Raw genomic sequence first — 21,787 nt, forward strand, 5'->3', positions numbered from 1 at the left:
CTGTTACTCCTGTACTGGGGCGTCCGGGCGGCTGCCCAGCGCGTCCCGAAATCTTGTCCAGTCAAAAGCCGGACCCGGATCGGTTTTTCTTACCGGCGCAATATCACTGTGCCCGGTGATGTGCTCGGCTATTCCGGGATAATGGGCGATAAGCAGCGCGGTGAGTTCTTCCAGCGCCTGATACTGCGCATCGGTATAGGGCAGGCTGTCCGTCCCTTCGAGTTCGATGCCAATGGAAAAGTCATTGCAGGCTTCACGGCCCTGATAGGTCGATACGCCAGCGTGCCATGCGCGAAGGTGAAAAGGAACGTACTGCACGATTTCACCGTCGCGGCGGATCAGGCAGTGCGCGGAAACCCGCAGCTGGGCGATATCGGCAAAATAGGGATGGGCGTGGGGATCTAAGGTCCCGGTGAATAACGCATCGATCCACGGACCGCCAAACTCACCTGGAGGCAGGCTGATATTGTGGATCACCAACAGCGACGGCGTTTCATTATCCGGACGCTCATTGAAATGCGGCGAGTGAACCCGCTTCACTCCGTGGATCCAACCCTCGTGCAACTGCATGCCCTACTCTCCTTTTATAACGATTTCATCAGAGTAGCATGAATCATTTTTGGATAACCAAACTTCTGATAAGCGCCAAATCCGGCTGATGAAAATTATTTTGTTTCTCCTGCATCCAGTTCGCCTCCCCAGCCGTAGATAGCTTTGTAAGGCAAATGTGCCTTCTCTGACTCTCAAAGGAACACATCATGAAAACAATCGTTCGCACGGCGCTTTGCGCATCATTACTGTTCAGCGGTGTCGCCATGGCTGACTCGATGAGCAACAACGTTATGGTCGGCGGCTCTGCGATGTTCCCGTCAAAAAACATCGTTGAAAATGCGGTGAATTCCAAAGATCACACCACGCTGGTGGCGGCAGTTAAAGCGGCTGGCCTGGTCGATACCCTGCAGAGCAAAGGCCCGTTCACGGTCTTCGCACCGACCAACGCCGCGTTTGCCAAACTGCCTGCGGGTACCGTCGACAACCTGCTGAAGCCGGAAAATAAAGCCATGCTGACCAGCGTGCTGACCTATCACGTGGTTGCCGGCAACTATGACATGAAGATGTTAGAGAAAAAGATTAAACAGGGTAAAGGCCATGCCGAGCTGAAAACCGTTAACGGCCAGCCGCTGTGGATTATGAGTAACGGCCCGCACAATATTCAGCTGAAAGATGGTCAGGGAAATGTCGCTAATATCAGCACCTACGATGTTCATCAAAGTAACGGCGTAATCGACGTAATTGATACCGTGCTGATGCCGAAATAACAAAAAAGCGTTATACCAGGTGCAGCAGGTTTTCTCAGATCCTCTGCACCTTTTTTTCACAGGAAGCTTCATGACAGACGATGTTATCGACAGTCAGGTTCTTTTACTGCAAGCGGTCGGCCGGGGTGACAGGCGGGCGTTTGAACAGCTTTATCGCCAACTTTCCCCTTATCTTTTCGCCATCGCCTTGCGCATGCTTCGGCGGCGCGGCTGGGCCGAAGAGGTGCTGCACGACACGATGCTGGCCATCTGGCAGCGCGCCGCCAGCTACGATCCGCTGCTGAGTGCACCAAAGACCTGGATGACCACGCTTATCCGCCATCGGGCCATTGATTATCTTCGGCTGAAGGGCAACCAGGCCTCTCCGCTGGATACGCTGGATATCGACACGCTGAACGAAGATTACACTGAGGGACTCTCCTGCACCTTTGCGGACGGTTTACCCTCGACCTCTGAAGCCCGCAGATTAGCGGACTGCCTGGATCATCTTCCGGGAGAACAACGACAAAGTGTGATGCTGGCCTATTATCAGGGCCTGTCGCACAGCGAAATTTCTGAGCACCTGCAGCAACCGGCTGGCACCGTTAAAAGCTGGATCCGTCGCGCATTGGCCCATTTGAAAGAGTGTGTGGGAATATGAAAACAACAAGCCAATACGATTCGGCCCTCGCTGCAGAATATGCCCTCGGCACCTTACGCGGCCCCGCGCGCCAGCAGTTCGAACGCCGGTTGCAACAGGAGCCCGCACTGCAGGAAGAGGTCAGCCGCTGGCAGACAATGCTCGGCCATATGGACCACGCGGTGCAACCCGTTGTCCCTTCTGCCGACGTCTGGCAAAAAATCCTGCGTGACCTGCCAGCCGAAAAACGCGCGCGGATGTCATTCCGCTGGCATTACCTCGGCTGGGCGCTGGCCGCGTCCTTCGCCGGTGCGCTGATCGTCAACATCAATCAACAACCCGCCTCTTTGCAGGCCGTTGCCGTGCTGAACAGCAGCGGGAGCCAGCAGGGTTCCTGGGTGGTTGCGCTGAATCAGGCCCGGAGCGAGCTGACGCTGCAGGCAATTAATGCCAGCGCGCTGCCCGCGAAGCAAAGCCTGGAACTGTGGCTGATCCCGCCGGGACAAAAGCCGCAGTCATTGGGTCTGGTTGATCCCACGCGCATCACGCGCATCGCCTTGAACAGCAACCGACTCAGCGACCTGCCGCTGCTGGCCATCAGCCTTGAGCCGCAGGGCGGTTCACCCACCGGCCAACCCACAGGTCCGGTGGTGTTTAGCGGCAAGGTTTCGTCAATCTGACGGTGGCAATTGCGGCATCGCGGCTTGCTGGCAAGCTTCCGCTAAACAGGCTAGCATGGTCGAACTCTCTATCCGACCTTTCGGAGTTCGATCATGACTACCCGCCGCTACGATCCGGACAGCCGCCGCACGGCATTGCTGGAACGTGTTGAGGATGATATTCCCCCAAGTGTTGCTCAGGCCCTGCGTGAAGATCTGGGAGGCGAAATTGACCCCTGCAAAGATATCACCGCCAGCCTGTTACCTGCCGAAGCAACCTCGCATGCCGTTGTTATTACTCGCGAAGCGGGTATTTTTTGCGGCAAGCGTTGGGTGGAGGAAGTGTTTATCCAACTCGGCAATAAAACCCAGATCCTCTGGCATGTTGAGGACGGTGATGCGATCGCCGCCGATCAACCGTTGTTCGAAATCACCGGCCCTTCTGCATTGATCCTCACGGCAGAACGCACGGCGCTGAATTTTGTGCAGACGCTGTCTGGCGTGGCGACGGAAGTCAGCCGCTATGTGGCGATCCTTGAAGGGACCCGCACCCAGCTGCTGGATACCCGGAAAACCCTGCCGGGCCTGAGAACTGCCCTGAAATATGCGGTGCTCTGTGGCGGCGGCGCTAACCATCGCCTGGGGCTTTCTGACGCGTTCCTGATTAAAGAGAATCATATTATTGCCACCGGTTCGATTCGCGATGCCGTGGAAAAAGCCTTCTGGCTGCATCCGGATGTCCCGGTTGAAGTCGAAGTCGAGTCTTTGGACGAGCTGACCCAGGCGCTGGCTGCCGGTGCAGATATCGTGATGCTGGATAACTTCACCGTTGAGCAGATGCGTGAAGCCGTGAAGCAAACCGACGGCAGCGCACTGCTTGAGGTCTCCGGCAACGTCACCGATGAAACGCTGCGGATCTTTGCGGAAACCGGCGTCGACTACATCTCGGTCGGGGCGTTGACCAAACACGTCCGTGCGTTAGATCTTTCAATGCGCTTCAAATAAGCCTGCGCATTGTGCCCCCACGCCATCGACTTTGCGATGGCGTTTTTACGTTCAGCTTTCGTTATGCGATCCCCCTTCCAGCCCGTGCACTGAATACTGCAACCGGTTAAAACTTCTTTCGGCCCGCCCCGGCATTGCCGGCTTTCGCCATGGCAGCCTGATTTTTGCGGCGTTATCGTGCAGCCTCTTAATCACAAGGAGGTTTGGCATGAAACAGCAGCAAGGATTTACTCTGATCGAGCTGATGATCGTTATTGCCATCATCGCGATTTTAAGTGCCATTGGCTTGCCGGCGTATCAGGGCTATCTGCAAAAAGCGGCGCTCACCGATATGCTGCAAACCGCGCTTCCCTATAAAACTGCCGTCGATCTCTGTGCCATTGAGCATGGCGGGTTTGGCAATTGCAGTGAGGGAAGTAACGGTATCCCCAACGGCAAAGGATCGCGGTATGTCGCGGCGGTGGGCATTAATGCCGGGGTGATTTCACTGACCGGACAGGAGAGCCTCAGCGATCTGCGGGTCGCCATGCGACCTGACTGGGATGCGGCGCAAGGTCAAATCAGCTGGCAACGCAGTTGCAGCAGCGCCCAGGCAAGCCTGAAAGAAGCCTGTGAGAATGTCTTCCGCTTCGATGACGATAGCAGCGGGGTGTCAGAATGATCCTCGAATCTACGCAACGTGCCGTAGAAGCACTTTGCCAACGCCATCACGCGGTGATCGTCAGTTTTACCGCCGAGCGGTTGCAGCTGGCGATGGCGACCCTGCCGGAAGAGGAGCTGCTCGCATCCCTGCGTTTTGCCACCCACTGTGCGCTGGACATTGAATGCTGGCCGGAGGCACGCCTTGAGCAGTTTCGACAGCAGCAGAAAAACGCCCCTTCTCAGCAACCCACCGCCGCAACCGATCGCGGCGCGCCAGATAAAATCCAGCAACTGTTACTGCTGGCCGTGCAGCGGCGCGCGTCGGATATTCATCTTGAACCGCAGGCCGGTTCGTTAAGGGTCCGCTTACGTGTCGATGGCGTGCTGCAAACCCTCTCCGGCAATGAACAGGATAACGCCGCAGCCTTGCTGGCACGGCTGAAAATATTGGCCAGTCTGGACATTACCGAACGCCGGACGCCCCAGGATGGCCAGTTTACCGTTGAGCTGAACGGTAACCCGGCGTCGTTCCGCCTCTCGACGTTGCCCACACAGTTTGGCGAAAAGGCCGTTATCAGGCTGCTGCAAAGCGAGCCGCAGGCGGTGGCGCTGGATAAGTTAGGCATGCCGCCTGCCCTGCTTAAGATTTATTGCCAGGCACTGGCGCGACCGCAGGGTTTGATTCTGGTGACGGGACCGACGGGCAGCGGGAAAACGTTCACGCTTTATAGCGGCTTAAATTCGCTGAACACGCCACAGCGTAATTTATGCAGCGTCGAAGACCCGATTGAGATCCCGCTGGCCGGGATAAACCAGACCCAGATCCACCCGAAAGCCGGGCTGGACTTCAACCTGGTGCTACGCGCCCTGCTGCGCCAGGATCCGGACGTGATTATGCTGGGCGAGATCCGCGATCGGGAAACGGCAGAAACGGCGGTGAAGGCTGCGCAAACCGGTCATCTGGTGCTGTCGACACTGCATACCAACTCCACTCTGGAAACCTTAACCCGCCTTGGACAGATTGGCATTCCAGGTTACCTGCTCGCTTCAGCCCTAAAGCTGATTGTCGCCCAGCGGCTGGTGCGTCGTCTTTGCCCGCACTGCCGGCAGAAAAGCGAGGCTGTCGCCCACTTCCCGCCCGCTATCTGGCCCGGCACCGTGCAAAACTGGCAGGCACCGGGTTGTGAGCGTTGCTACTCGGGCTTTTATGGCAGGCTGGCGCTGTTCGAGATGCTGCCGATCACCGCCCGGCTGCAAAATGCGATTGCCGCCAACAGCACGGCAGAGCAGCTTGAAATGATTGCCCGCCAGCATGGAAGAAACTCGCTGTTTATCGAAGGACTGCATTGCGTCAATCGTGGCGACACTACCCTGGAGGAGCTGAACAGGATTGTCGGCAACAATGATGGCTGAACCTTACCTGTTTCGCTGGCAGGCGATGGATCAAAGCGGCAGGTTGGTTGAAGGTGCCCTGTTTTGCCAAAGCCAGCAGGAGGTGATGGATCGCCTGCTGGCTGACGGGCTAATGCCACTGTCGCTCTCTGCCGCTAAACGCTACCGGGCGCGTGAGTGGCAATGGGCACAGAAAATTGCCTTCTTTCGTCAGCTGGCGACGCTGTTGAAGGCCGGTCTGACCCTGTCTGCCAGTCTGAATCTGCTGGCGGAAGAGCATCCTCATCCCGGTTGGCAGGCATTGTTCAGGCAGCTGGAAAACAACGTGGCGGAAGGCATGCCCTTTTCTGACGCGCTGGCGCTGTGGCCGCAGGTCTTCCCACCGCTGTTTCCGGCATTGATGTACGTTGGCGAGTTAACCGGCAGGATCGATGATTGCTGTCTGCAACTGGCCTGTCAGCAGGAGCGCCAGCAGCAACTGCAAAAGAAGGTGACGAAAGCGCTACGCTACCCTTTGTTTATCCTGTCGCTGGCTCTGTTGGTCAGCATTGGCATGCTGGTGTTTGTGCTGCCGGAATTTATGTCTGTCTATCAGGCTTTCAATGCGCCGCTACCGGCGTTCACTGCGGGCGTCATCGCGCTTTCAGGGGGGTTACAGCATTACGGTTTTCAGTTGCTGGTAGGTCTGACGGTTCTGGCCTTCAGCTGGCGCTGGCAGACCAAACGCTCCCCGGAATGGCAAAAGAGGGAGCAGCGCTGGCTGTTAGCCTTACCGCTAACGGGCAAGCTGTATCAGGGCGGGCTGTTAAGCCGGATATTTATGACGCTGGCACTGACGCAGCAGGCCGGGCTGACACTGCTACAAAGCTTGCAGGCGGTGGAGAAAACGCTGACCTCATTGCTGTGGCGTGAAGCGATCCAGCAGCTTCAACAGCACATTGCCACTGGCTATCCGCTTTACCAGGCCCTGAAGCGACATCCGCTTTTCAGCCCGGTGTGTTATCAGCTGATAAAAGTGGGTGAAGAGTCTGGCTCACTGGACAGCATGCTGGTACGGCTGGGAGAATTACATGAAGAGATGACGCATGAGCTGGCAGACAATCTGGCCGCCGCGCTGGAACCGATGATGATGGTGATTACCGGGGTGCTGGTGGGCGCGTTGGTCATTGCTATGTATCTGCCCATCTTCAATCTGGGGGATGCGTTGGGATAAAGGTAAATCCAGCCTGCCATGGATGTTAGCTGGCTGGATTAGCGCGCCGTTAAGCGGACAATGGCGGTGGTGCGTTGCCAGTTGCCTGGCGCCATTTGCCGGTTGCCCGCGAAGGTAACGCGAACAGGCTAGCGGTTAAATACGCGGTTTTCCTGCTCGTTAACCCGAATAAAGGTGGTGCGCTTGGTCAACTCTTTCAAATGCTCAGCACCGACATAGGTACAGGCTGAACGCAGGCCGCCAAGGATATCGCGCACGGTGTTGTCGACCGGGCCACGGAAGGGGATCTTAACGGTTTTACCTTCCGCTGCGCGATAACCCGCCACGCCGCCAACATGGCGCTTCATCGCAGATTCGGAGCTCATGCCGTAGAACAGCATAAACGCTTCGCCCTCTTCTTCCACCAGCGTGCCCTCGCACTCTTCATGGGCTGCCAGCATACCGCCAAGCATCACAAAATCAGCCCCGCCGCCGAACGCTTTTGCCACATCGCCTGGCATAGAACAGCCGCCATCGCTGACAATTTGCCCGCCGAGGCCATGCGCCGCATCGGCACACTCAATCACCGCAGAAAGCTGCGGATAGCCCACGCCCGTTTTAACCCGGGTGGTGCAAACTGAACCCGGACCAATGCCCACTTTGACAATGTCTGCGCCAGAGAGGATCAGTTCTTCAACCATTTCCCCGGTCACCACATTGCCTGCACAGATGGTTTTGCCCGGACAGGCTTCACGGGCACGCTGCAGAAACTCTACGAAATGTTCGGAGTAGCCGTTAGCCACATCGATACAGATGAAATTCAGCAGTGGCGAAAGCGCCAGAATCTGCTTCATCTTGATGAAGTCGGCATCGGAAGTGCCGGTAGAGACCATCACATGCTTCAGCACATTTTCAGGCACACGGGAGACGAACTGCTGCCATTGCTCAACACTGTAATGTTTATGCACCGCGGTGAGCATATCAAAGGACGCCAGCGCTTCGGCCATAGTAAAGGTGCCCACGGTATCCATATTGGCAGCAATGATCGGCACACCTGACCAGGCTACACCGGAATGTTTGAAGGTAAATTGACGGGTAAGTTCTACCTGAGAGCGGCTTTTCAGCGTGGAACGCTTTGGCCGAATAAGGACATCTTTAAAGCCTAATTTAATATCTTCTTCAATACGCATGATAGATTTCCTGGTTGATGGCGCGAAAGTCAGCAATTGCCAGCTCCAGTGACGCTATCATACGCGCTAAAATCGCGCGGACAAGACTGCGAAAGCAGGTTTATTTACGCTACAATCTCATAAATTTATCTGCTATCCGCTCGTGTGACCGGTGCCTCATTTTTAAGCCAGTAGCCGCCTTGTTAATCCTCCGCGATACCGACTGCCCACACTCAGAGCCAGGAGAGAAGAGGCTTATGCGCTATACTGTTGCGCTGACCGGTGGCATCGGCAGCGGAAAAACCACCATTGCCAACGCCTTTGCCGACAGAGGTGTGGATATCGTCGATGCTGATGTGATTGCCCGTCAGGTCGTCGAGCCAGGCCAGCCAGCGCTTGCCGCGATCCGCCAGCGATTTGGCGCAGACGTGATGCAAAGTGATGGCAGCCTCGATCGTAAAGCGCTGCGTCAGCGCATTTTCACCTCGGGGGAGGATAAAACCTGGCTCAACGCCCTGCTCCATCCCCTTATTCAGGCAGAAACACGCCGCCAGCTCGCGCTAACTCACTCCGTTTGGTGTTTGTGGGTCGTGCCGCTCCTGGTTGAAAATAATCTTCAGCATCTGGCGAACCGGGTGCTGGTCGTCGACGTGGATCGTGAGCCCCAGTTAAGACGCACCATCGCCAGGGATGGTATCAGCCGCGAACAGGCGGAACATATTCTGGCTGCCCAGGTATCGCGCGAACAGCGCCTTGCGGTAGCAGACGACATTATTGATAACGGCGGGTCACCCGAGTCGGTGACCGCGCGCGTTGCCCTGCTTGACCAGCAATATCGCCAGCTGGCCGGGGCCATTGACCAGGATTAACAGCATGAGCACAACGATTCTATTTGAGTACCCACTGAACGAAAAAATGCGCACCTGGCTAAGAATCGAGTTTTTAATCAGCCAGTTAGAGAGCAGCCGAACCATCACCGATCCTCTTGGAGCACTGACCTTTTTCCGTAACGCGGCCGAACTGCTTGATGTGTTTGAACGCGGCGAATTACGCACTGATATTGTGAAAGAGCTGGAAAAACAGCAGCAGAAATTGCGCGCCTGGGTGGATGTGCCGGGTGTGGATATGGAACTGATCGATACGCTGCGCGACAAGCTTAAAGCCTGTTCCGGCACGCTGATGGCCGCCCCACGAATGGGTCAGCTGATGCGTGAAGATCGTCTGATTGGCCTGGTACGCCAGCGGCTGAGTATTCCCGGCGGCTGTTGCAGCTTCGATCTGCCGACTCTGCATATCTGGCTACATGTCGCACAGGAACAGCGTGATGCCCAGGTTGCGGTCTGGATGGAGTCGCTGATGCCCATCCGCGAAGCGCTGACCCAAATTCTGGATTTGATCCGTCAGTCTGGTGAGTTCCGCACGCAAACCAGCGTCAACGGTTTTTTCCAGGACAACGGCGAAGGTGCCGAGCTCCTTCGGCTTCAGCTTTCGCTGGATGATTCCCTATACCCGCAGGTTTCCGGTCACAAAAGCCGCTATGCAATTCGTTTTCTGCCATTAGACAGTGAACGCGGTGAAGTGCCGGCACGCCTCGATTTTGAACTTGCCTGTTGTTAAGGTTTTGCCTGATGAATAAAGATGATGTGATAGTTGTTAACTGCCCGACCTGTGCGAAAGAGGTGATTTGGGATGAACTGAGTCCGTGGCGGCCATTTTGCTGCAAACGCTGCCAGTTAATCGACCTTGGGGAATGGGCTGCGGAAGAAAAGCGTATTGCCAGCAATGACCAGCATTCAGAAAGCGAAGGCTGGAGCGAGCACGACCCAAACCACGATTAAGATGCTCCCGCCATCGCTGGCGGGAAGCTTGTTAAAGCACTTCGGCCAGCAGTCGACGAACGATTGCGGCGTTGGCGGGAGGAAACTCATCCGCCACTAATTCCCGTTGCGGTACCCAGCGCTGCGGTTGCCCTTCGCGGCCATAGGGTTCTCCCTGCCAGCGATCGACAATAAAGAAGTGTAGCGTCACGTGGAAACTGCTGTCGCCATGCTCACCTGAGCCATACGCCACGGCGTTTTCAACCTCAATGCCCGTCTCTTCATGCAGCTCACGCTTCAGCGCCTCTTCAGGCGTTTCACCTGCTTCAATTTTGCCACCCGGGAACTCCCACATGTTCGCCATATGCGAGCTGGCTGAACGCCGTGCGAGGAAAATATTCTGGTTTTGATCGCGGATAATACCTACCGCCACTTGCAGCTGCTTCATTCACTTTCACTCTGAGAAACTTTACACCTCGCCACTATTCCAGCGTTAACGGGGAATGGCAAGCCAGAATCCGCCTGTTTCGAGCCCGCCCGAAAATCTGCTTTGCAAGGCGATGTAATCATCTTGTGCACCTTCTGAGGCCTCAACTCAGGCGTATAGTACCGGCAGACGCTACTGAAGCATGGGGACCAGGGAGGGGAAATGATGGTGCAGGCATTACAGGGATCGGGGCTGTTATGGGCAAATGGCGTCTGGCTAACGACAGGCCTTATCGGCGCGATGATGGGCAGCCTGGTCTGGCTACTGAGTGGCTGGTTGCCCGCTAAGATACGGGGTGTGTCCTTCGAGATCAGCCGTGAAAATATTCCCGGCTTCTGGCTGCTGCCAACGCTCTGTTGCGGCATTTCATTGCTGGTAGCCGCAGTGCTCCCCGCCCGTCTGCTGCCCGCTTCCCTGTTGTTAAGCTGGATACTGCTGGCGTTGATCGTTATCGACCTGCGCTATCTGCTGCTTCCCGATGTACTGACCCTTGCACTGCTGTGGCTGGGATTGCTGGGCAACGTCGCAGGCGTGATTTCCTCAGCGCTTCTCACCGAGGCGGTGCTTGGCGCGGCGGCTGGCTTTACGGTGCTGGCGCTACTTTCATATGGCTACCGGATGGTCTGCAAAAAAGAAGGACTGGGGCTGGGAGATGCGAAGCTGCTTGCCGCACTGGGTGCCTGGCTCGGGGTGTACTGGCTGCCCATACTGGTGCTGATGGCCTCGCTCGCCTCGCTAATTGCTTTAGGCATAATGCAGTGGGTATCAGGACGTCCATTGCGCGATCCCTTTCCATTTGGCGCGGCGCTGGCAGTTAGCGGCTGGTTATTGTTTATCTGCAACCCTGTTGTGGCATAAAAAAAGGGCCGGAGAATCTTCTCCAGCCCTCTTATGCTCACCGTCTGCTGTTAAGCAAGACGACCGTGACACTGCTTGTATTTTTTACCAGAACCACATGGGCAAAGATCGTTACGGCCAACTTTACGCTCGCCGGTTTGATCTGCCATCTCGATGGCGGCTTCGGTTTCAACATCAACGTGGCTCAGCTGCTGCTGGCTAGCCAGGCGTTCCGCTTCTTCACGGCGCTGCTCTTCCATTGCTTCAACTTCTTCAGGCATACGTACCTGAACTTTGCACAGCGTACTGATCACTTCGTATTTCAGTGATTCCAGCATCGCAGCAAACATGGCGAAGGATTCACGCTTGTATTCCTGCTTCGGATCCTTCTGCGCATAACCACGCAGGTGGATACCCTGACGCAGGTAATCCATCGCGGCCAGGTGCTCTTTCCACAAGGAATCCAGCGTTTGCAGCATGACGCCTTTCTCGAAGTTACGCATCATCTCGACGCCAACCACTTCTTCTTTGCGCAGATACTGCTCTTTCGCATGTTGCATGATGCGCTCACGCAGCGTCTCTTCATGCAGTTCTGGCTCTTTATCCAGCCATTCTGCTACTGGCATATCCAGATCGAAGTCGTTTTTCAGACGCTCTTGCAGACCTTTCACATCCCACATTTCTTCCAGGGACTGCGGTGGAATGAAGGTGTCCAGCGTGGTTTTGAACACGTCTTCGCGGATGCTGCTGATGGTTTCTGAAACGTCAGACACGTCCAGCAGTTCATTACGCTGAGAGTAAATCGCACGACGCTGATCGTTAGCAACGTCATCATATTCCAGCAGCTGCTTACGAATATCGAAGTTACGGCTTTCCACTTTCCGCTGGGCGTTAGCGATCGCTTTGGTCACCCACGGGTGTTCAATCGCTTCGCCAGGCTTCATGCCCAGTTTACGCATCATATTAGACACGCGATCGGAGGCGAAAATACGCATCAACGCATCTTCCATCGACAGGTAGAAGCGGGATGAACCGTTATCACCCTGACGACCCGAACGGCCGCGCAACTGGTTATCGATACGGCGTGATTCATGACGCTCGGTACCAATGATGTGCAGACCGCCCGATGCCAGTACCGCATCATGACGGATTTTCCACGCGCTCTTGATCGCGTCGATCTGTTCTGCGGTTGGATTTTCCAGTTCAGCAATCTCTGCCTGCCAGCTGCCGCCCAGCACGATATCCGTACCACGACCCGCCATGTTGGTGGCGATGGTGACGGCACCCGGCTGACCAGCCTGCGCTACGATATCTGCTTCGCGGGCGTGGAATTTGGCGTTCAGTACCGCGTGCTCGATCTTGGCAAGTGAAAGCTGCTCAGAAACCACTTCGGATTTCTCAATGGAGATGGTACCCACCAGTACCGGCTGACCATTCGCGGTCCGCTCGCGGATGTCTTCGATGATCGCGTCGATCTTCTCTTTCTCGGTCATATAGACCAGATCGGCCAGATCTTTACGCACCATCGGACGGTTGGTTGGTACAACAATAGTTTCCAGCTTATAGATCGAGCTGAATTCGAACGCTTCGGTGTCCGCTGTACCGGTCATCCCGGCCAGTTTGTTGTAAAGACGGAAGTAGTTCTGGAAAGTGATGGAAGCCAGAGTCTGGTTCTCATTCTGGATTTCCACGCCTTCTTTCGCTTCAATTGCCTGATGCAGACCGTCAGACCAGCGACGTCCCTGCATGGTACGGCCGGTGTGTTCATCAACGATGATCACTTCGCCGTCTTTTACAATGTAGTCAACGTCGCGGGTGAACAGCACATGAGAACGCAGAGCGGCGGTCACATGGTGCATCATCATGATGTTGCCTGGGGAGTACAGCGACTCGCCCTCTTCCATGATGCCTTCGCTGACCATCAGCTCTTCAATCGCCACCAGACCCCGTTCGGTCAGGTGAACCTGGCGGGCTTTCTCATCTACTGAGAAGTGGCCTTCGCCCTGGAAGCTGTCGGAATCTTCTTTTTCCTGACGGATCAGGCTTGGGATGATTTTGTTGACCTTAATATACAGCTCAGAGCTGTCTTCCGCCGGACCCGAGATGATCAGTGGGGTACGGGCTTCATCGATCAGGATGGAGTCAACCTCATCCACCAGCGCATAGTTCAGCTTACGCTGTACACGGTCTTCAGGGCTGAAGGCCATGTTGTCACGCAGGTAGTCGAAGCCGTATTCGTTGTTGGTGCCGTAGGTGATATCGGCAGCATACGCTTCACGCTTGGCCGGTGCTGGCATACCTGGCAGGTTGATACCAATGCTCAGGCCAAGGAACTCGAACAGCGCACGGTTGTTTTCCGCATCACGAGAGGCCAGATAGTCATTGACCGTGACCACGTGGACGCCTTCGCCGCTCAGGGCATTCAGGTAAGCTGGCAGCGTTGCGGTCAGGGTTTTACCCTCACCAGTACGCATTTCCGCGATGCAACGGTCATTCAGTACCATGCCGCCCAGCAGCTGTACGTCGAAGTGACGCATACCAAATACACGCTTACTGGCTTCACGAACGGTAGCAAAGGCTTCCGGGATCAGGTTTTCCAGTACTTCGCCTTTTGCCAGACGGGCGCGGAACTCAACGGTTTTTGCCTTCAGCTCATCATCAGACAGCTTCTCAAAATCCGGTTCCATTTTGGTGATCTGATCGACGACTTTGCGCATACGGCGCAGGGTGCGGTCATTGCTACTGCCAAAAACTTTGGTTAATAATTTGATTAACATAGTAAATACTTTCTCTCAGCCACCACATGACGTGGTGAAGCGCTTAATTATAAGTTAGGTGTAATGAACGTAGACGTTACGCGAGAGAGGCAGGTCCGGCACGAATGCCCTGAACCTGAGCAAGCCACAGGCCGGTCTGATAACGGGGTTTTGCTGCGCTCTGAGGCTCAGTGGTCTGACGAATGATCGTCGGCGGTCTGGCTTCGTGCGTCAGTAAGGCGTTCAGCGTATCCAGCAGCGCCAGTTTCTGCACTTCGAGCGGCATAACCTGCTCGGCAGTGGGCTGATTGGCTGGCGTTAGCGTGAAGGAGAGATGACGAATAACGGTGCGGATGGCATGCTGATGCCAGTAATCCACGTTAAAATTAGGACGACGGACGCTTTCCTGCAGCAGTGCGAGGCTGTCGAAACGCACGCCATTGCTGATATTCAGGCTTCGGGAGGCGGTTTCTGGTAAAGTTGTCCGGTCGCTGGCAGCGTGAGGCAGGCCAAGACCAGCCGCGACCATCCCCAACAGGAGATGCGGCCAGAAATAACGTCTGCCAAGTTGTCGCCAACGATTTAGAATCCCGATCACTGTTTCCGCCGGAGCTTGCTATGCGTGATAGTCGCCCGCATTCAATTGAAAATTTATTCGAAGTCACCGATGCCAAAGGTATGCTGCAATCCATTCAGCAGCGCGCCATTGCGCTAAACAAACTGAACCGGGCCGTGCAGGGTATTCTTCCTGCGCAGATGCATCCCTGGTGCCGCGTGGCCAATTTTCGCCAGGGCATTCTGGTGCTCGAAACCGCTAATGCCAGTTGGATGATGCGCTTACGCTATGAACAATCCAGCCTGCTGTCAGCTTTACGAGCGCAAATATTACCATCATTGACGGCAATCGACATCACGATAAATCCTTCACTGGCAGCAAAAGGGCAGGAAAGCGTGCAAAAAAGCGGCGGTCGACCTGAAGCAGAAGAAAATTCGCCGGGACGTCAGCTGAGTGAACAGAGTGCGGAGATACTGCGGAGTGTGGCGAGCCGGGGCTCTGAAAAACTGAAGAAGACAATAGAACGACTGGCCTCACTGGCCGGAGAGAGTACCAGCTCAACCAGTCGTAATAAGTAATGCTGACTTTATGCCCACACCAGATTTGGTGCTCTGAAGGTCACTGGCAACTCGGCTTCGTCCTCGAACGTTGCCCATTCCCAGGCTTCTTGCTTAGCCAGAACCGCCTGAAGCAGCTTGTTGTTTAATGCATGACCTGATTTATAGGCAGTGAATGCGCCGATAATGTTGTGGCCACACATAAAGAGGTCACCAATGGCATCCAGCATTTTGTGACGGACGAATTCGTCTTCAAAGCGTAAACCGTCTTCGTTCAATACGCGGTAATCATCCACCACGATTGCACAGTCAAAGCTGCCGCCGAGACACAGGCCACGGGACTGCAATGCTTCGATATCACGCATAAAGCCGAACGTACGGGCACGACTGATCTGACGCGCAAAGGCTTCAGCAGAGAAATCCATGCTGTAGCGCTGTGAACCGGAATCGATCGCCGGATGGTTAAAGTCGATGGTGAAATCCAACTTAAAACCGTTGTGCGGCGTAAATTCGGCCCATTTGTCACCATCTTCAACCCGGACTGGCTGTTTGATGCGGACAAATTTCTTCGCAGAATTCAGTTCTTCGATGCCTGCGTCCATCAGCAGATAAACAAAGGGGGCGGCGCTGCCATCCATAATAGGAATTTCTGGCGCGTTCACTTCCACCACGATGTTATCGATGCCCAGACCCGCAAGTGCTGCGTTCAGGTGTTCGACTGTCGAAATACGCACGTCATGCTCATTAACCAGGCAAGTACAGAGCATGGTATCACGCACGGATTTGGCATCAGCCGGGAAATCTACCGGTGGATTCAAGTCAGTGCGACGATAGATGACCCCGGTATTAGCCGACGCGGGGCGCAACGTCAGCGTGACTTTTTTGCCGGTATGTAAACCGACTCCAGTCGTCTGAACGATACGTTTTAATGTCCGTTGTTTGATCATCGTATTATCTCGCAAAATTACTCATCCGACCGCCAGTATAACTTACTGACGGGCGAACATTTTAACACAAAGAGCGGAGAATCCCAATTCTCAGGAAATTCCTAATCCGCCTGCTTACGCAGGAAGGCTGGAATATCAAGATAATCAGGCTCTTTGTTAGTCTGCGTGCTCGGATCGTTGACCACTTTAGCGGCGGGTTTCTGCTCCTGAGGAAGCGGTGCCATACCGTGCTGCTGGTAACGGTGATCCATCACTGGCTGAGTCTGCTGCTGCTTGTTGGTGACCAGGGTAATCTCTGGACGCTTGTCCATGCCAATACCGGTAGCCACGACGGTTACGCGCAGTTCGTCGTTCATTTCCGGGTCCAGCGAGGTACCGATAACCACGGTCGCATTGTCAGAAGCAAACGCACGAATGGTGTTACCCACCGTTTCAAACTCATCGAGACGCAGGTCGAAGCCCGCGGTGATGTTAACCAGCACACCACGCGCGCCAGACAGGTCGATATCTTCCAGCAGTGGGCTGGAAATCGCCATTTCGGCTGCTTCTTCTGCACGGTCTTCACCGCACGCCACGCCAGAACCCATCATCGCGTAGCCCATTTCGGACATCACGGTGCGCACGTCAGCAAAGTCGACGTTCATCAGGCCAGGACGGGTAATCAGTTCGGCAATACCCTGCACCGCGCCTTTCAGCACGTCATTCGCTGCGCCAAACGCGTCTAGCAGTGAGATACCACGGCCGAGCACTTTCAGCAGCTTGTCGTTTGGAATAGTAATCAGTGAATCGACATGCTTGGACAGCTCAGCGATACCCTGCTCGGCGAATGCCATGCGCTTCTTGCCTTCAAAATTGAAAGGCTTGGTCACCACAGCAACCGTCAGGATACCCAATTCTTTTGCAACTTCAGCGACAACTGGCGCTGCACCGGTACCGGTACCGCCGCCCATGCCTGCAGCGATGAACACCATGTCTGCACCATCAAGTGCCTGACGCAGTGCTTCACGGTCTTCTTCTGCCGAGTTGCGACCCACTTCCGGGTTCGCGCCGGCACCCAGACCTTTGGTAATACCATTACCAATCTGGATAGTCTGGCCAACCGCAGTCTTACGTAACGCCTGCGCGTCCGTGTTTACTGCGAAGAACTCAACGCCTTCGATGCGCTCACGCACCATATGCTCTACGGCGTTGCCGCCGCCGCCGCCGACGCCGATGACTTTAATCACCGCGTCATTGGTTAATTCCATTGGTTCAAACATAATTTCTCTCCGTTATGTGCCTGTCGCCTGGAGATCATAAAAAGTCTAGCATGATCCCCTTTTCTCTAAATTAAAACTCTTTTCTCAGCCAGCTGTTGATTCGTTTGAACCAGTTGCCCACTGAGGCTCTTTTTTCTACATCCGCCTCACCGTTAAGGTGTGACTCTTTTCCGTAGTGCAGTAAGCCAACCGCTGTTGAGTAGTAAGGCTCCTGCGCGTAATCCGTTAATCCTGTGATGTTTAACGGCTGTCCGATACGCACCTGCGTGTGGAACACACGCTGGGCGCAAGCCGCTAATCCTTCAATTTGTGCTGCGCCACCGGTCAGGACGATACCCGCTGCCAGATGGTGCTTAACGCCCTGTTGGCGAAGCTGTTCCTGCAACTGCAGGATCTCGTCATTGACCAGATTCAGCAGTTCGGTGTAGCGAGGTTCAATCACCTCTGCCAGCGTCTGACGCTGCAGACTTCTCGGTGGACGTCCACCGACGCTTGGCACTTCGACGTTTTCGTCTTTACCGACGATGGAACCCAGCGCGCAACCGTGGCGAACTTTAATCGCTTCCGCATCGGTCGGCGGTGTGCCAAACGCATAAGCGATATCGCTGGTGACAACATTACCTGCATACGGGATCACCTTGGTGTGACGCAGCGCGCCACCGGTGTAAACCGCGATATCCATGGTGCCGCCGCCAACGTCCACTACGCAGACGCCCAGCTCACGCTCATCTTCAGTCAGCACCGCAAAGCTGGATGCCAGACCGGCGAAAATCAATTGGTCAACTTTCAGGCCACATCGTTCAACGGCTTTTACAATGTTTTTCGCCATATCGTTGTGACAGGTGATCAAATGCACTTTGGCCTGCATTCTCACGCCGGACAAGCCGACCGGATTTTTGATCCCTTCCTGATAGTCGATCGCATATTCTTGCGGAATAACATGGAGGATGCGGTGCTCGTCACGAACACGGACGGATTTGGCGGTGTGTACCACGTTCTCCACATCTTCCTGTGTCACTTCCTCTTCGGAAATAGGAACCATCCCTATTTCGTTCTGGCAACTGATGTGTTTGCCCGATAATGCAAGGTAAACCGACGAAATCTGGCAATCAGCCATCAGCTCAGCCTGGTCGATCGCGCGCTGAACACATTTGACCACGGATTCGAGGTCGTTCACCCCGCCTTTATCCATTCCGCGGGAAGGACAGCTGCCCACGCCAATGATATTGACCATGCCATCCGGCAGAATTTCCCCTACCAAAGCGGCAACCTTCGCGGTGCCAATCTCGAGTCCAACTACCAGTTTTCTGTCCGTCGACTTGATCATTGTTGTTTAACCTGTGCCTGATTCTGTTGCTGATTATTGTCGGGGGTCTTAATTTCTGCCGGTGCCCATCCTACTGCCGCGCCAGAGTCGTACCGCAGATCCACGTAAGTGATACGTTTGTTTTCTGCCTGTCCCTGCTGCTGCAGCGTGGGGTAGAGCTGAATGAAACGTTTCAAACGCTTCATATCTTCGTTGCGTCCCAGTTCCAGCCGGACATCATCGCTCAACACCAGTTGCCAGGACCGCCTTGCGGTCATCGACGCCACCTTCAATTTAAATTTGCTTGCCGCCAGCAGATCGCTCATCTGGTGATAGCCGGTCAGCACTTCTGTTTCGCTCCCTTCCGGTCCATACAGCATTGGCATCTCTTCCTTGCCAATGTGGTTAGCCGGCACGGAGAATGACTTTCCGTCTGCATCAACCATATGCAGGTCGTTCCAGCGCGCAACGGGCACATACTCAACCAGGTGGATCTTCAGCTCGTCAGGCCATTGCTTGCGCACGCTGACCTGCTGGATCCACGGCAGACGTTCAATCTGCTGCTGGATGACGTCGACATCCTGGGACATAAACGTTCCCGGCGCGCCCAGCGACAAAATCGCCTGGCGAATATCGTCGTTGGTGGTGTAGTGCGTCTGCCCGGTCACCACCAGTTTTGACAGTGGTTGCCTTGAGGCATCATCCATCCACTTCACCACCACAAATCCGGCGGCGAACACCACGCCAAGCACGATCGTCAGAAAGATGATGCCTGCCAGTCTGGAGCCATTACTGCGCCCGGATCGCGCTTTTTCCTGCGCCTCGCGGTTTCGAACATTCAGAGCAGCCTGGGACATATCAGTCCGCCAGCTCCAGAATGCGCGCGACCAGCTGGGAGAAACTCAACCCCGCCTGCTTACCCGCCATCGGCACCAGACTGTGCCCGGTCATGCCTGGGGAAGTGTTCACTTCCAGCAGGTAGAACTGACCGTCGCCGCCCATCATCACGTCAACACGGCCCCAGCCGCTACAGCCTAATGCGCGCCAGGCTTTAATCACGATATCGCTCAGTTCAGCTTCCTGTTCAGCAGACAATCCGCTTGGGCAGAAGTATTCAGTATCGTCAGAAAAGTATTTTGCTTCATAGTCATAGAACTCAGAAACCACCTTTATGCGTATTGAAGGCAATATTTCATCGCCAATCACCGCTACGGTGTATTCCGGGCCGCTTAAAAACGCTTCGACCAGCACATCGTCGTCATGGCGGAACGCTTCAACCAGCGCAGCCTGAAGCGTGTCAGCGCTGTTCACCCGGCTGATGCCAACGCTGGAACCTTCACAACTCGGTTTTACGAAAACCGGCAGGCCCAGCGCAGCGATTTTTGCTTCCGTCTCCGGCGTCAGTCCGGCGTCCATTTCATTACGGGTCAGCGCCACATAAGGAGAGATCGGAAGACCGCAGCCCTGCCAGAGGAACTTGGTACGCAATTTGTCCATGGTAATGGCCGACGCCATTACGCCGCTGCCGGTGTAAGGGATGGACAGGAACTCCAGCACGCCCTGCAGCGTGCCGTCTTCGCCACCGCGACCGTGCAGCGCGATGAAGGCTTTATCAAAACCCTCTTCTTTCAGGCGCATCACCGGGAAATCACGGATATCTACCGCATGTGCATCAATACCGGCTTCAATCAGCCCGGCCAGCACTGCATTACCTGACATCAGCGAGACTTCTCGCTCCGCAGAGGTGCCACCCAGCAATACCGCTACTTTCTCAGCCATGATGTTCCCCTTCTTTATTCTGCAGTTGTAACTTTTGCTCTGACAGCGTGCGGGCAATACGGCCGACGTTGCCTGCACCCTGAATCAGGATTAAATCGTTGCCGGACAGTTTTGGTGCCAGCATATCGAGCACCGCATCGTGGTCAGAGACCAGGATTGGATCCACTTTGCCACGGCCACGAATGGTGCGACAGAGTGAACGGCTGTCCGCGCCGGGGATCGGTGCTTCACCGGCCGGATAGACATCCAGCATCAGCAACACATCGACCTGAGACAGCACGTTAGCGAAATCGTCATACAAATCACGCGTACGTGAATAGCGGTGCGGCTGGAACACCATCACCAGCTGCTTGTCCGGCCAGCCCGCACGGGCGGCTTTAATGGTGACATCCACTTCGGTCGGATGGTGGCCGTAATCATCAACCAGCATCGCCGTACCGGCAGTGCCGTTGGCCGCCTGCACGGGGTATTCCCCCAGGAAGTCAAAGCGGCGTCCCGTGCCCTGGAAGCTCTCCAGCGCACTGAGGATCTCTGCATCTTCGATGCCTTCTTCGGTTGCCACCGCAACCGCTGCCGCCGCATTCAGCGCGTTATGACGGCCCGGCGCATTAAGGGTCACGTGCATCAACGGCTTGTCATGACGGACCAGGGTGAAATGTCCCTGAGCGCCATTCTGCTGGTAATTTTCTACCCGGACGTCAGCATCCTCGCTGAAGCCGTAGGTGGTGATATGGCGGCTGATACGCGGGATCAACTCGCGGATCACCGCATCGTCAATGCACAACACCGCACGGCCATAAAACGGCAGATTGTGCAGGAAGTTCACGAACGTCTGTTTCAGGTTCTCAAAGTCGCCATGGTAAGTATCCATATGGTCGGCTTCGATATTGGTCACAATAGCCACCATCGGCTGCAAATGCAGGAAGGAGGCATCGCTCTCGTCGGCTTCAGCAATCAGATAACGGCTGCTTCCCAGACGGGCGTGTGTGCCGGCGGCTTTGACCAGGCCACCGTTGACGAAAGTCGGATCCAGTCCGCCTTCCGCATAAATGCTCGAAACCATCGCGGTGGTGGTGGTTTTACCGTGCGTGCCGGCAACGGCGATGCCGTGGCGGTAACGCATCAGTTCAGCCAGCATTTCTGCACGGCGGATCACCGGGATACGCGCTTCGCGCGCGGCAACGACTTCAGGGTTATCCTGAGACACCGCGGTAGACACCACCACTACGCTGGCGTCACTGACGTTCTCAGGGCGATGGTTGAAATAAATGGTCGCACCCAGGTTGCTCAGATGCTGAGTCACCGCATTCGGCGCCAGGTCGGAACCACTGATTTCATACCCTTCATTGGCCAACACTTCGGCAATACCGCCCATGCCAGCACCACCGATGCCAACAAAGTGAATGTGCCGGACGCGACGCATCTCGGGCACTATGGAACGCAGTTTTGCCAGTTGTTGTGTATTCATCTCTTCTGCCTGTCGCTACCT

At 55.3% G+C, this 21,787-nt stretch carries 23 protein-coding genes; 12 read left to right on the forward strand and 11 right to left on the reverse strand.

All coding sequences use genetic code 11. The annotated features are described in order from the left end of the window. Positions 1 to 3: 3 nt before the first annotated feature. On the reverse strand, positions 4 to 570 hold the full coding sequence (gene ampD, locus ACXKZG_RS18540; RefSeq protein WP_134823486.1) for a 1,6-anhydro-N-acetylmuramyl-L-alanine amidase AmpD: 567 nt from the start codon (positions 568 to 570) through the stop codon (positions 4 to 6). A gap of 188 nt (positions 571 to 758) precedes the next feature. Between ampD and ACXKZG_RS18545 the strand changes: the two genes are divergently transcribed. The 7 genes from ACXKZG_RS18545 to hofC all read left to right on the forward strand — a co-directional run bounded on the left by ACXKZG_RS18545 (position 759) and on the right by hofC (position 6,849). After that, positions 759 to 1,319: a fasciclin domain-containing protein gene (locus tag ACXKZG_RS18545; protein WP_013200777.1), complete on the forward strand. Its 561-nt coding sequence runs from the start codon at positions 759 to 761 to the stop codon at positions 1,317 to 1,319. Positions 1,320 to 1,389: 70 nt separating this feature from the next. Next, positions 1,390 to 1,959 (forward strand): RNA polymerase sigma factor, encoded by a 570-nt coding sequence (locus ACXKZG_RS18550; RefSeq protein ID WP_041691905.1) that lies wholly within the window; start codon positions 1,390 to 1,392, stop codon positions 1,957 to 1,959. Next, a complete protein-coding gene (locus ACXKZG_RS18555) occupies positions 1,956 to 2,618 on the forward strand; it encodes an anti-sigma factor (RefSeq protein ID WP_488875251.1) in 663 nt (220 codons plus the stop codon). Before ACXKZG_RS18550 ends, ACXKZG_RS18555 begins: the two co-directional genes overlap by 4 nt. Before the next feature lie 93 nt (positions 2,619 to 2,711). Continuing rightward, positions 2,712 to 3,602 carry a carboxylating nicotinate-nucleotide diphosphorylase gene (gene nadC, locus ACXKZG_RS18560; RefSeq protein WP_053140230.1) on the forward strand — a complete coding sequence of 297 codons (891 nt, stop codon included), beginning with the start codon at positions 2,712 to 2,714 and terminating at the stop codon, positions 3,600 to 3,602. A gap of 208 nt (positions 3,603 to 3,810) precedes the next feature. Then, a complete protein-coding gene (ppdD, locus tag ACXKZG_RS18565; RefSeq protein WP_013200774.1) occupies positions 3,811 to 4,263 on the forward strand; it encodes a prepilin peptidase-dependent pilin in 453 nt (150 codons plus the stop codon). Further along, entirely contained in the window at positions 4,263 to 5,657 is a 1,395-nt protein-coding gene (gene gspE / locus ACXKZG_RS18570; RefSeq protein ID WP_157868051.1) for a type II secretion system protein GspE, read from the forward strand. Before ppdD ends, gspE begins: the two co-directional genes overlap by 1 nt. Next, positions 5,650 to 6,849: a protein transport protein HofC gene (hofC, locus tag ACXKZG_RS18575; protein ID WP_488876286.1), complete on the forward strand. Its 1,200-nt coding sequence runs from the start codon at positions 5,650 to 5,652 to the stop codon at positions 6,847 to 6,849. Before gspE ends, hofC begins: the two co-directional genes overlap by 8 nt. Positions 6,850 to 6,977: 128 nt before the next feature. Here hofC and ACXKZG_RS18580 read toward each other — a convergent pair whose 3' ends face one another. Next, entirely contained in the window at positions 6,978 to 8,018 is a 1,041-nt protein-coding gene (locus ACXKZG_RS18580; protein WP_013200771.1) for a GMP reductase, read from the reverse strand. Positions 8,019 to 8,254: 236 nt separating this feature from the next. On the opposite strand from ACXKZG_RS18580, the gene coaE reads away from it, so the two are divergent. The 3 genes from coaE to yacG are packed head-to-tail and all read left to right on the forward strand — an operon-like array spanning position 8,255 to position 9,835. Next, positions 8,255 to 8,866, forward strand: a complete 612-nt coding sequence (gene coaE, locus ACXKZG_RS18585; RefSeq protein WP_488875252.1) for a dephospho-CoA kinase — start codon at positions 8,255 to 8,257, stop codon at positions 8,864 to 8,866. 4 nt (positions 8,867 to 8,870) lie between these two features. After that, positions 8,871 to 9,614, forward strand: coding sequence for a cell division protein ZapD (zapD, locus tag ACXKZG_RS18590; protein ID WP_488875253.1), 744 nt, complete (start codon positions 8,871 to 8,873; stop codon positions 9,612 to 9,614). 11 nt (positions 9,615 to 9,625) lie between these two features. Beyond that, on the forward strand, positions 9,626 to 9,835 hold the full coding sequence (gene yacG, locus ACXKZG_RS18595; RefSeq protein WP_013200768.1) for a DNA gyrase inhibitor YacG: 210 nt from the start codon (positions 9,626 to 9,628) through the stop codon (positions 9,833 to 9,835). A 31-nt stretch (positions 9,836 to 9,866) separates the two neighbouring features. Here the strand turns inward: yacG and mutT are convergent, their stop codons facing one another. Next, positions 9,867 to 10,262, reverse strand: a complete 396-nt coding sequence (gene mutT / locus ACXKZG_RS18600) for an 8-oxo-dGTP diphosphatase MutT (RefSeq protein ID WP_013200767.1) — start codon at positions 10,260 to 10,262, stop codon at positions 9,867 to 9,869. Positions 10,263 to 10,463: 201 nt separating this feature from the next. Between mutT and ACXKZG_RS18605 the strand changes: the two genes are divergently transcribed. After that, a complete protein-coding gene (locus tag ACXKZG_RS18605) occupies positions 10,464 to 11,159 on the forward strand; it encodes a prepilin peptidase (RefSeq protein WP_134823480.1) in 696 nt (231 codons plus the stop codon). A 50-nt stretch (positions 11,160 to 11,209) separates the two neighbouring features. On the opposite strand, the gene secA is transcribed toward ACXKZG_RS18605, so the two are convergent. Then, positions 11,210 to 13,915: a preprotein translocase subunit SecA gene (gene secA / locus ACXKZG_RS18610; RefSeq protein ID WP_013200765.1), complete on the reverse strand. Its 2,706-nt coding sequence runs from the start codon at positions 13,913 to 13,915 to the stop codon at positions 11,210 to 11,212. A gap of 76 nt (positions 13,916 to 13,991) precedes the next feature. Then, on the reverse strand, positions 13,992 to 14,492 hold the full coding sequence (gene secM / locus ACXKZG_RS18615; RefSeq protein WP_053140249.1) for a secA translation cis-regulator SecM: 501 nt from the start codon (positions 14,490 to 14,492) through the stop codon (positions 13,992 to 13,994). A 20-nt stretch (positions 14,493 to 14,512) separates the two neighbouring features. Between secM and ACXKZG_RS18620 the strand changes: the two genes are divergently transcribed. Beyond that, positions 14,513 to 15,028 (forward strand): DUF721 domain-containing protein, encoded by a 516-nt coding sequence (locus ACXKZG_RS18620; RefSeq protein ID WP_013200763.1) that lies wholly within the window; start codon positions 14,513 to 14,515, stop codon positions 15,026 to 15,028. 8 nt (positions 15,029 to 15,036) lie between these two features. On the opposite strand, the gene lpxC is transcribed toward ACXKZG_RS18620, so the two are convergent. The 6 genes from lpxC to murC all read right to left on the reverse strand — a co-directional run bounded on the left by lpxC (position 15,037) and on the right by murC (position 21,766). Continuing rightward, positions 15,037 to 15,954, reverse strand: coding sequence for a UDP-3-O-acyl-N-acetylglucosamine deacetylase (gene lpxC, locus ACXKZG_RS18625; protein ID WP_053145520.1), 918 nt, complete (start codon positions 15,952 to 15,954; stop codon positions 15,037 to 15,039). Positions 15,955 to 16,055: 101 nt separating this feature from the next. Beyond that, the gene (ftsZ, locus tag ACXKZG_RS18630; protein ID WP_013200761.1) at positions 16,056 to 17,213 is read right to left on the reverse strand and encodes a cell division protein FtsZ; all 1,158 of its coding nucleotides are present in this window, start codon (positions 17,211 to 17,213) and stop codon (positions 16,056 to 16,058) included. A 70-nt stretch (positions 17,214 to 17,283) separates the two neighbouring features. Further along, positions 17,284 to 18,540: a cell division protein FtsA gene (gene ftsA / locus ACXKZG_RS18635; RefSeq protein ID WP_013200760.1), complete on the reverse strand. Its 1,257-nt coding sequence runs from the start codon at positions 18,538 to 18,540 to the stop codon at positions 17,284 to 17,286. Next, positions 18,537 to 19,376, reverse strand: a complete 840-nt coding sequence (gene ftsQ, locus ACXKZG_RS18640; protein WP_013200759.1) for a cell division protein FtsQ — start codon at positions 19,374 to 19,376, stop codon at positions 18,537 to 18,539. Before ftsQ ends, ftsA begins: the two co-directional genes overlap by 4 nt. Position 19,377: 1 nt before the next feature. Beyond that, positions 19,378 to 20,298, reverse strand: coding sequence for a D-alanine--D-alanine ligase (locus tag ACXKZG_RS18645; protein WP_338571207.1), 921 nt, complete (start codon positions 20,296 to 20,298; stop codon positions 19,378 to 19,380). After that, positions 20,291 to 21,766: a UDP-N-acetylmuramate--L-alanine ligase gene (gene murC, locus ACXKZG_RS18650; protein WP_013200757.1), complete on the reverse strand. Its 1,476-nt coding sequence runs from the start codon at positions 21,764 to 21,766 to the stop codon at positions 20,291 to 20,293. The genes ACXKZG_RS18645 and murC overlap by 8 nt, the downstream gene beginning before the upstream one ends. Positions 21,767 to 21,787 lie beyond the last annotated feature (21 nt).

The sequence above is a fragment of the Erwinia sp. 2186 genome (assembly GCF_057812255.1).